Source organism: Kitasatospora sp. NPDC059795, from assembly GCF_042732175.1.
Classification (GTDB): Bacteria; Actinomycetota; Actinomycetes; order Streptomycetales; family Streptomycetaceae; genus Kitasatospora.
On record NZ_JBHWID010000007.1, the window covers coordinates 372,002 to 380,449 of the forward strand.

Genomic DNA, 8,448 nt, shown 5'->3' on the forward strand with positions numbered 1-8,448 from the left:
CTCGGGACAACGGCCTGCGTATCTCGCCGGCTCCCTGAGCCAATCAGCGCAACGGCCCGCCTCGACGGCCCCTGACGCCCTCCATACGGGTGGTTCCCCGACCTTTACGCCTCCTTGACGCGAGCCTTCCCGGCCGCCCGGAGCCCGTCGCGATCTGCCGGCCCACCGCACCGCCGGGGGCGTGAGCCGGGCCCGGCCGGGGGCTATGCGCCGAGGTGGGCGGCCAGGGCGGTCAGCGTCTCGCCGAGGGGGCGGTCGAGGCGGAGGGCGGCGAGGGCGTCGGCGCGGGTGGTGCCGCGGTTGACGATGGCCACCGGCTTGCCGGACTTGGCGGTGTGGCGGACGAAGCGCAGGCCGGACATGACGGTCAGCGAGGAGCCGAGGACCAGCAGGGCGCGGGCCTCGTCGACCAGGCGGTAGCAGAGCTCGACGCGGTCCTTGGGGACGCTCTCGCCGAAGAACACCACGTCGGGCTTGAGGACGCCGCCGCAGCGGGTGCAGTCGGCGACCACGAACGACGCCACCAGGTCCTCGGGCAGTTCGACGTCGCCGTCCGGGTTGAGCCGCGAACCGGCGTCCCGGAAGGCCGGGTTGAGGGCGGCGAGGCGTTCGTCGAGTTCGGCGCGGGGGCTGACGGCGGCGCAGCCGAGGCAGATCACCCGGTCGAGGCCGCCGTGCAGCTCGACGGCGTCGGCGGTGCCCGCGGCGCGGTGCAGGCCGTCGACGTTCTGCGTGATGACGGCGGAGAGCGGTCCGGCGGCGCGCAGCCGGGCCACCGCGAGATGGCCGACGTTCGGCCGGGCCCCGGCGATCACGGCGCGCCCGGCATGGCTGCGCGCCCAGTAGCGGCGGCGGGCCGGCTCCCCCGCCAGGAACTCCTGGTACGTCATCGGCGCCCGGTGCCGCCGGATCCCGTCCGGCCCCCGGTAGTCGGGAATGCCGGACTCGGTGGACAGCCCGGCCCCACTCAGCACCGCCACCCCGCCACCGGCCAACAGCCGCACCAGCGCGGGCAGGCCGTCCTCGTGCGCAGTCATACCGTCCATTGTGGAACGCCCGGAGCGGAACCGGCAGACAGAAACGGTCCGGACGGTGCCCCCATGCACCGTCCGGACCGTTCGGGGTGCGGCGTCCGGGCCCCCCACGGCCCGGCGCCGCCGTTTTCAGTGCCGTTCCCGGCGGGCCTTCTCCCAGGGGAGGGCGGCGAGGAGTGCGGCTGCGGTGAAGAGGGCGAGGTGGCGGGCCTCGGCGGCCGGGCCGGACCAGCCGAGTTGGGCGTAGCGGTGCTCGGCGAAGCCGTTGTGGAACAGCCAGAGCGCCAGGCCGACGAGTGGTGCGGCGGCCGGCCGCGAGCGGGTGCCGAGGGCGGCGCATCCGGCGGCGAAGGCGGTGAGCGCGAAGCCGCCGGCGCGCAGTTCGCCGAGCGGGGCGAGGGTCAGGGCGATCGCCGCGCCCAGCAGCAGCGCCGCCGCACCGGACATCGCGACCGGCAGCCGCTCACGCATCGCCGGACACCGCCACCAGTCCGCGCAGCTCCGCGTCCAGGGCCCGGGCGGCGAACAGGCGTCCGCTCAACTCGTCGAGGGTGTGGGCGAGTTCGGGGCGCGGTACGACCAGCACCGGGCAGGTCGCGCGGCGCAGGCAGGCCCGGGGCACCGAGCCGCGCAGGCCGCGGTGCAGCCAGGAGCCGGACGGGCCGAGCACCAGCAGGTCGCCGGGACGGTCGGCGGCGGCCAGCAGGGTCGGGGCGGTTCGGCCCCGGACGGTGCGGGCGGTCAGCGGGACGCCCGGGTCGGCGCCGCCGAACGCCTCCGCCATCGCCTCGGCCAGTGTCGTCACGGCCAGCTCGCGCACCGCGGACATCAGCGGCGGGCACGGCGAGCGGCGGTGTCCGAACTCGCCGCTCGGCGGCTCCCAGGCGTGCAGGGCGAGCACCTCGCCGCCCAGCCGCCGGGCCTCGGCCACCGCGCGGTGCACGGCCGCCAGGTTGCCGAGCGACCCGCTGACCCCGACCACGATGCGCGGCCGCTGCTCCATCACACGCCCTCCGTCCGGAAACCCGCAGGCCCGACGGGGCCCGCAGCACCCAGCAGATCGCGTCCCGCCCCGCTGTCGGCCGTCCTTGACGGCTCCCTGACGCCCACGGCCGGTTTCCCAACGCCGCCCTGACGCCCGACTGCTCCGCACGGGCGTTGACTGGAGGGGGAGAAGGAGGTGCGCCATGGATCGCACTGCGGAGTCCCGGGTGGTGGTCGGCGTCGACGGCTCGACCGCGAGCCTGGCCGCGCTGCGCCGGGCCGTGCTGGAGGCGGCGGTGCGCGGGGCGGTGCTGGTCCCGCTGTTCGCCGGGCAGCCGTCCGACCGCACCGCCTGCCGGCTGTTGGACAGCGCGCTGCGCTCCGCCGTCGGCGGCTGGCCGAGCGAGCTGGTGATCCGCCCGACCGTGACCGCCGGACCGCCCGGACCGGCCCTGGTCGCCGCCGTCGCCGGCCCGGACGACCTGCTGGTGCTCGGCGCGTCGGGCCACCGCCACTGGCACCCGCACGGCGACCGCGCCGTACGGCACTGCCGCGGCCACTCCCCCTGCCCCGTGCTGACCGTCGCCGGGCAGCCCTGACAGCCAACTCGCCTATGCCGCAGGCGAGTTGACTGTCGCAGCCGAAGCGGCTTGGTTGGTTCCGGAAAGGCCCTCAGCACCTCCCCGGGAGCGACACCATGCACGCCGCACTGTTCCGCCAGGTCCGCCCGTTCGGCGGGCCTGTCACCGATCTGGCCGTCGTGGACGGCGTCCTGGTGGCCGAACTGCCGGAGGACGCCCGCCCGACGGTGGTGGACGGCGGCGGCAGGATCGCGCTGCCGACGCTGGTGGACGCGCACATCCACCCGGACAAGACCAGCTGGGGTGAGCCCTGGTACAGCCGCCGCCCGGCCGGCAGCCTGCCGGAGTACGTGGCGGGGGACGTCGAGCTGTTCCGGCACCGGCGCAGCCCGATCGGCGAGCGCGCCCACCGACTGCTGGCCCACGCGGTGACCCGCGGCACCCGCGCCGTCCGCGCGCACGTCGACGTCGCGCCCGCGTACGGCCTGGCCGGGGTGGAGGGCCTGCGGGAGGCCGCCGAGCGGCTGGCCGGGAAGCTCGACGTGCAGTCGGTGGCGTTCCCGCAGCACGGGGTGGTGCGCACGCCGGGCGCGGCCGAACTGCTCACCGAGGCGGCCCGCGAGCACCTGGTGGACGCGGTCGGCGGCATCGACCCGGCCGGGTTCGACGGCGGCAGCGCGGACGGCCGCGAGCAGCTCGACCTGCTGTTCGGCCTCGCCGAGCGGTACGGGGTACTGCTGGACGTCCACCTGCACGACCGCGGCGCGGCCGGCCTCGGCCCGCTCCGGGCCCTCGCCGCCCGGACCGTCGCGGCGGGCCTGCAGGGCCGGGTGACGGTCAGCCACGCGTTCTGCCTGCCGGAGCTGCCGGACGGTGAACTCGACGCGGTGGCCGAGCTGTTGGCGTCCGCCGGGATCGCGCTGACCACGGTCGCCCCGTCCGCGCACCAGGTGCTGCCGTTCCGCGCGTTGCAGGCCCGCGGTGTGCGGGTGGGCCTCGGTTCGGACGGGGTGCGGGACTCCTGGAGCCCGTTCGGCAACGCCGACATGCTGCACCGGGCGCACCTGCTGGGCTGGACCACCGACGCCCGCACCGACCGGGAGCTGACCGACTGCCTGGAGCTGGCCGCGCACGGCGGCGCCGACCTGCTCGGCCTGCCGAGGGCCGACCTGACGCCGGGCTCCCCCGCCGACTTCCTGCTGGTGGACGGCGAGTGCCCGCCGCAGGTGGTGGTCGACCTGCCGGAGCGCGAGCTGGTGGTGAAGGCCGGCCGGGTGGTCGCCGAGCACGGCACGCTGCTGGACTGACGCACGCCGAAGCGGCGGCACCGACCCGCCGTGGGCCGGTGCCGCCGCTTCGCGCTGCGCTCAGTCGCGTTCGACATCGACCTCGGTGAGCCGGGCGAACCGCTCCGGGTCGGTGCGCCGGATCCGCCGGGCGACCAGCCAGCCGGCCACGCCGACCAGCGGCATCGGCACCAGCAGCAGCCAGTTCACCAGGCCCGAACGTCCGCTCAGCAGATCGAAGTTGAAGACCGCGAGCACGGTGAGCACGGCCATCCCGGCGGCCGCCAGCAGCGGCGCCCAGACCACCCGGAACGCGGAGAGCCCGCGCCGGTCGCGGCGGAAGAACGCGAACACCGCGACCGCCGCCAGCCCCTGCATCGCCATGATGCCGAGCACCCCGACGCTGTTCGACCAGAGCAGCACCACCAGGTACGGGTCGACGGCGAGCACCGCGCCCAGGCCCACGACCAGCGCGTTGAACACCGACTGCACCAGCACCGCCTGCCCGGGCGACCCGGTGCGCGCCGACACCCGGCCCAGGCTGCGCGGCAGCAGCCCCTCCCGGCCCAGCGCGTACAGGTAGCGGGCGGCCGCGTTGTGGAAGGCCAGCGCGGAGGCGAACGCCGAGACGATGATCAGCACGTGCATGGTGTCGGACAGCCACAGTCCGACGAACCGCTCGGCGGCCCGGAACGTCAGGTCGGGCCCGCCGTCCGCGCGGGCCTGCGCGACGGCCTGGTCGGTGCCGTACGCGCCCATCACGATCCAGGTGCCCAGCGCGTAGAACACCGCCAGGAAGCCGATCGCGATGAACGTCGCCCGCGGCACGGTGCGGGCCGGGTCGCGGGCCTCCTCGGCGTAGATCGCCGTCGCCTCGAAGCCGGTGAACGCGCCTATCACCAGCACGAACATGCCGGCCACCCCGGCCTGGGTGAGCAGCGACGGGTCGAAGGACACCGGGTCGAGCGCGGCCGTCCCCCGCTCGGCCAGCACCCCGCCCTCCATCAGCAGCAGCGACAGCACCTCCAGCACCAGCGCCACCCCGAGCACCTTCGCGGACAGCGTGACCTTCAGCCAACCGAGCACGCCGACCACCGCCACGCACACCCCGGACAGCAGCCACCACGGCACGTGCGCACCGGTCCGCTGCTCGATGTGCCCGGCCGCGAAGTAGCCGAACGCGGCCGCCACACCGGGGGTGATCAGGTTGTAACTGACCACCGCCACATAGGCGGTGACCACCCCGAGGGTGCGCCCCAGCCCGCGCGCCACGTACGCGTAGAACGCGCCCGCGTTGCGCACGTACCGGCTCATCGCGGTGAACCCGGCGGCGAACAGCACCAGCAGCGCCCCGGAGATCAGGTACGCGGCGGGCGCGGACGCCCCGCCGACGCCGATCGCGAACGGCGCGATGCCGGCCAGCACGGTCAGCGGCGCGGCCGCGGCGACCACGAAGAACACCAGGTCGGTGGTGCCGATCAGGCCCTTGGCGAGTTGCCCGGACGGCTCGGTCGGAGGTCTTTCGGTGCGGGTGGAGACGGTGGTCATGGTGTGGGGGTCCTTCCGAACACGGGGTGGTACGGGGGGAGTTCGGGCGTGTCAGGGGGCGAGCCGGTCGAGCACGAGGTGGCCGCGGTGCAGCACCAGCAGCCGTTCGGGGTGCGCCGCGACCGCCTCCGGCACCGAGTGGGCGGCCACCGCGACCAGGTCCGCGCGTCCCCCGACGGCGATCCCGTACTCGGCCAGCCCGAGCGCCCGGGCGGCGTGCCCGGTCGCCAGGTCGGCGGCCAGTCGCAGGTCCTGATCGGTCATCAGCTCGCCCTGCAGGCCGATGACGGTGGCCCGCTCCAGCATGTCGCCGGTGCCGTACGGCCACCACGCGTCGCGGATGTTGTCCGAGCCGGCGAACAGCAGGACGCCGCGCTCGTGCAGGCGCTTGACGGGCGGCATCGACCGGGCCGGGCCGTTGGTCATCACGGCCACCCCGGCGTCCGCCAACACCGCTGCCACGGCGTCGAGTTCGCGTTCGTCCAGCTGCCCGAGGCAGTACGCGTGGCTGACCGCGACCCGGCCGGCCAGGCCCAGCGCGGCCGTCCGCGCGGCGATCGCCCGCAGCTGCGCCGCGCCGGGCGCGCCGCCGTCGTGCAGGTGGATGTCGACGCCGACGCCGTGCCGTTCCGCCAGGCCGAAGACCACGTCCAGCTGGCCGTCGACGTCCTGGTCGAAGCCGAACGGGTCGAGCCCGCCGATCAGTTCGGCGCCCTCCCGGAGGGCGGCGTCCAGCAGCCGGGCCACCTCGGGCTCGGCGACCACGCCGCTCTGCGGGAACGCCACCAGCTGCACGTCGATCAGCTCGCGCACCCGCTCGCGGGCCTCCAGCACCGCGTACAGGTGGTCGAGCCCGACGCCCGGGTCGACGTCCACGTGCGAGCGGACGTGGCCGGTGCCGAACGCCGCCATCCGGCGGGCCAGCGCCTCGGCCCGGTCCACCACGGGGAGCCGGTCGGCGACCTCGCGGCGCAGCTGCCGCTCGGAGGCGATCTGGGCCCGCAGGTCGGCGGTCTCGCGGTGCGGCTGCCAGGGCGCGCCGAGGAAGGTCTTGTCCAGGTGGGCGTGGCCGTCGACCAGCGCGGGCAGCAGCAGCGCCCCGTCCAGGTTGCGGCCGTCGGGGCCTGCGGGGCGGCGCTCGCGGCCGGGCGGCACGGGCGTGATGGACGCGATCCGGCCCCGGTCGATCGCCAGGTCGGCGCGGGCGCCGTCCGGGAGGGTGGCGTCCAGCAGCAGTCGCGGGCCCGGGGGCGGGAGGGTCGGCACGGCGGGGCTCCTCGGATCGGCGCAGTTCGGTGAGTGCGGGGCGCGGCTCGGGGCGCCGTTCGGACCCGCTGGGCGGCCAAGGTAGCTGGTATACCGAATACCAGACAAGGGGTGGCGGAAAGCGATCTGGAATGATCTGATCCTCAGACCGCTCCGTCCGCCCGCTTCCGTTGGAGCCCCCGATGCCCGACACCCTCGGCGACGCCCACCAGTCGCTGGCGGAGCTCGTCTACCTCCGGTTGCGCGAGCGGATCATCGAGGGCGAGTACCCCACCGGGCAGCGCCTGGTGGAACGCGAGCTCGCGGAGAGCCTGGGCGTCTCCCGGATCCCCCTGCGGGAGGCCCTGCAGCGCCTGGAGCGCGAGGGCTTCCTCACCTCGCAGGCCCGCCGCGGCGCCGTCGTCGCCGACTTCGGGCCCGAGGACGCCGAGCACTTCTTCGCCATCCGCGAATCCCTGGAGGCGCTCGCCGCCAGCCTCGCCGCCCGGCGCGCCACCGCCGCCGGCATCCGCGGCCTCGAACGCCTGCTCGCCCGCACCCGCAAGGCCGCCGAGGCCGGGCGGCTGCGCGAGACCGTCAGCCTGAACGCCGACTTCCACCGCGAGATCGTCGAACTCTCCGGCAACCCGCTGCTGCGCGACATGATGGCCCCGCTCGACGGCCGCCTGCGCCGGCTGTTCCGCCTCACCTCGGACACCGAGACCGGCATCCCCATGTGCACCGAGCACCAGCAGCTGCTGGACGCCATCAAGGCCCGCGACCCGGAGACCGCCGCCGCACTGGCCCGTCACCACGTCGCCGGAACTCGGGCGTTCGCGCTCCAGGCGCTCGGGCGCTGACTGCCGTTCGCCGGGGGACACGCCGCGGGGCGGCCGGTGGCGCGGTCGTCACTCGAACTGCGCGAATGGCCGCGTAGGCCGCACCCGGGCCCACCCCCTCCTCATATGATCGGAGCGACATGCGTCATCCTTGGTGGTGAATAGCACTGCCCATGACACCAGCAGGAGGAAGCTCGTGGACGACGTTCTGCGGCGCGCCGCGCTGTTCGCGGCACTCGACGACGACCAGGCTGCCGAGCTCCGGGCTTCCATGACCGAGGTGACGCTCGCCCGCGGCGAGTCGCTGTTCCACGAGGGCGACCCGGGCGACCGGCTCTACGTCGTGGTCGAGGGCAAGGTCAAGCTGCACCGCGCCTCGCCGGACGGCCGTGAGAACATGCTCGCCGTGCTCGGCCCGTCCGAGATGATCGGCGAACTCTCGCTGTTCGACCCGGGCCCGCGCACCGCCACCGCCACCGCCCTCACCGAGGTCAAGCTCCTCGGCCTCGGCCACGGCGACCTGCTGCCGCTGCTGCACGCCCGGCCCGAGGTCTCCATCGCCCTGCTGCGCGCGATCGCCCGCCGGCTGCGCCGCACCAACGACGTGATGTCCGACCTGGTCTTCTCCGACGTGCCCGGACGCGTCGCCAAGGCGCTGCTCGACCTGTCGCGCCGCTTCGGCGTGCAGTCCGAGGAGGGCATCCACGTCGCCCACGACCTCACCCAGGAGGAGCTGGCGCAGCTGGTCGGCGCTTCCCGCGAGACGGTCAACAAGGCGCTGGCGGACTTCGCCGGGCGCGGGTGGCTGAAGCTGGAGGCCCGGGCGGTCGTGCTGCTCGATGTGGAGCGGCTTTCCCGCCGTTCGCGCTGAGGACTGCGCAGCGGGCACGCGGACAGGGGCGCGTGGAGGTATAATAACCCCCCCCAGTGC

At 75.1% G+C, this 8,448-nt stretch carries 9 protein-coding genes; 4 read left to right on the forward strand and 5 right to left on the reverse strand.

The annotated features are described in order from the left end of the window. Positions 1 to 203 precede the first annotated feature (203 nt). The 3 genes from ACFV4P_RS17685 to ACFV4P_RS17695 form a co-directional block, all read right to left on the reverse strand. Positions 204 to 1,046 (reverse strand): NAD-dependent protein deacetylase, encoded by an 843-nt coding sequence (locus ACFV4P_RS17685; protein WP_380472012.1) that lies wholly within the window; start codon positions 1,044 to 1,046, stop codon positions 204 to 206. A gap of 117 nt (positions 1,047 to 1,163) precedes the next feature. Next, positions 1,164 to 1,505 (reverse strand): hypothetical protein, encoded by a 342-nt coding sequence (locus ACFV4P_RS17690; RefSeq protein WP_380472014.1) that lies wholly within the window; start codon positions 1,503 to 1,505, stop codon positions 1,164 to 1,166. Further along, positions 1,498 to 2,037 (reverse strand): universal stress protein, encoded by a 540-nt coding sequence (locus ACFV4P_RS17695; RefSeq protein ID WP_380472016.1) that lies wholly within the window; start codon positions 2,035 to 2,037, stop codon positions 1,498 to 1,500. The genes ACFV4P_RS17690 and ACFV4P_RS17695 overlap by 8 nt, the downstream gene beginning before the upstream one ends. Before the next feature lie 184 nt (positions 2,038 to 2,221). Between ACFV4P_RS17695 and ACFV4P_RS17700 the strand changes: the two genes are divergently transcribed. Further along, positions 2,222 to 2,617, forward strand: coding sequence for a universal stress protein (locus tag ACFV4P_RS17700; protein WP_380472018.1), 396 nt, complete (start codon positions 2,222 to 2,224; stop codon positions 2,615 to 2,617). Positions 2,618 to 2,715: 98 nt separating this feature from the next. Next, complete coding sequence (locus ACFV4P_RS17705; protein ID WP_380472020.1) at positions 2,716 to 3,906, forward strand: amidohydrolase; 1,191 nt, start codon at positions 2,716 to 2,718, stop codon at positions 3,904 to 3,906. A 60-nt stretch (positions 3,907 to 3,966) separates the two neighbouring features. On the opposite strand, the gene ACFV4P_RS17710 is transcribed toward ACFV4P_RS17705, so the two are convergent. Then, a complete protein-coding gene (locus ACFV4P_RS17710) occupies positions 3,967 to 5,433 on the reverse strand; it encodes an APC family permease (RefSeq protein WP_380472022.1) in 1,467 nt (488 codons plus the stop codon). A 51-nt stretch (positions 5,434 to 5,484) separates the two neighbouring features. After that, on the reverse strand, positions 5,485 to 6,699 hold the full coding sequence (locus tag ACFV4P_RS17715) for an amidohydrolase (protein WP_380472024.1): 1,215 nt from the start codon (positions 6,697 to 6,699) through the stop codon (positions 5,485 to 5,487). A 182-nt stretch (positions 6,700 to 6,881) separates the two neighbouring features. Between ACFV4P_RS17715 and ACFV4P_RS17720 the strand changes: the two genes are divergently transcribed. Beyond that, entirely contained in the window at positions 6,882 to 7,538 is a 657-nt protein-coding gene (locus tag ACFV4P_RS17720) for a GntR family transcriptional regulator (RefSeq protein ID WP_073807418.1), read from the forward strand. A gap of 175 nt (positions 7,539 to 7,713) precedes the next feature. Beyond that, complete coding sequence (locus ACFV4P_RS17725) at positions 7,714 to 8,388, forward strand: Crp/Fnr family transcriptional regulator (protein WP_073807417.1); 675 nt, start codon at positions 7,714 to 7,716, stop codon at positions 8,386 to 8,388. The last annotated feature ends 60 nt before the right edge of the window (positions 8,389 to 8,448 follow it).

Coding starts and splice junctions, on each gene's coding strand:
- ACFV4P_RS17685 (WP_380472012.1), bottom strand. CDS start 1,046: ATGGACGGTATGACTGCGCACGAGGACGGCCTGCCCGCGCTGGTGCGG.
- ACFV4P_RS17690 (WP_380472014.1), bottom strand. CDS start 1,505: ATGCGTGAGCGGCTGCCGGTCGCGATGTCCGGTGCGGCGGCGCTGCTG.
- ACFV4P_RS17695 (WP_380472016.1), bottom strand. CDS start 2,037: ATGGAGCAGCGGCCGCGCATCGTGGTCGGGGTCAGCGGGTCGCTCGGC.
- ACFV4P_RS17700 (WP_380472018.1), top strand. CDS start 2,222: ATGGATCGCACTGCGGAGTCCCGGGTGGTGGTCGGCGTCGACGGCTCG.
- ACFV4P_RS17705 (WP_380472020.1), top strand. CDS start 2,716: ATGCACGCCGCACTGTTCCGCCAGGTCCGCCCGTTCGGCGGGCCTGTC.
- ACFV4P_RS17710 (WP_380472022.1), bottom strand. CDS start 5,433: ATGACCACCGTCTCCACCCGCACCGAAAGACCTCCGACCGAGCCGTCC.
- ACFV4P_RS17720 (WP_073807418.1), top strand. CDS start 6,882: ATGCCCGACACCCTCGGCGACGCCCACCAGTCGCTGGCGGAGCTCGTC.